Consider the following 1,048-nt stretch of genomic DNA (forward strand, 5'->3'; position numbering starts at 1 on the left):
TGTTTGGTCCCGGGCTTTGATGGTGCAGTCTTCTCGCCGGCATGGAGGGATGCGCTATGGGCCAGGTTCTCCACGGCTGCGCCCGCACGACAGAGGCGGTCCGTCGCGCGATCCAGCATAGTCAAGAGAGCCTAAGGGCCCTGGCTCGCCGCCATGGCGTGAACCCGAAGACGATCGCCAAGTGGCGGGCGCGAGCCGATGTCGCCGATCGGCGGACCGGGCCGGCTGAGCCACGCTCCACCACCCTCTCAGCCGAGGAGGAAGCGATCGTCGTCGCCTTCCGCCGCCACACCTTGCTACCGCTCGACGACTGCCTCTACGCCCTGCAGCCCACTATCCCGCACCTGACGCGCTCGGCTCTGCATCGGTGCCTCAAGCGCCACGGCATCTCGCGCCTGCCCGAGACCGCCGGCGACAAGCCCGCTCGCAAGCGCTTCAAGGCTTACCCGATCGGCTACTTCCACATCGATATCGCCGAGGTCAGGACCGAGCAGGGCAAACTCCACCTCTTCGTGGCCATCGACCGGACCTCGAAGTTCGCCTTTGCCCAACTGCACGAGCGTGCCACCACGCGGATCGCCTCTGACTTCCTGCGCGCCCTGCTGCTGGCCGTGCCCTATCGCGTGCACACCGTGCTCACCGACAACGGCCAGCACTTCACCACCCCCGGCAACATCGCCTCGGCCGCGCCGCTCATCCGTGAGGCCATGGACCGCGGTGAGATCTTCCGCGCCCACTCCTTCGAACTCGCCTGTGCCCAAAACCGCATCGAGCACCGGCTGACCAAGCCCTACCACCCGTGGACGAATGGCCAGGTCGAGAGGATGAACAGGACGCTCAAGGAAGCCACCGTCCAGCGCTACCACTACAGCAGCCACGACGAACTCCGCGGACACCTCGCCCTGTTCCTCGATGCCTACAACTACGCCCGGCGCCTCAAGACCCTGAAGGGTCTCACGCCCTACGAATTCATCTGCCGCTCATGGGCCGCAGAGCCGCATAGATTCACAGCAAATCCACACCACGAAATGCCGGGACCAAACATCTA

The 1,048-nt window shown here is 65.3% G+C and carries 1 protein-coding gene; it reads left to right on the forward strand.

What is annotated here, in order from left to right:
- Positions 1 to 56 precede the first annotated feature (56 nt).
- A partial coding sequence (locus GXW78_RS27685; protein WP_211872150.1) for an IS481 family transposase occupies positions 57 to 1,048 on the forward strand: 992 nt, incomplete at its 3' end.

Origin of the sequence: Neoroseomonas terrae, from assembly GCF_018129025.1 — a bacterium.
Lineage (GTDB): Bacteria > Pseudomonadota > Alphaproteobacteria > Acetobacterales > Acetobacteraceae > Neoroseomonas > Neoroseomonas terrae.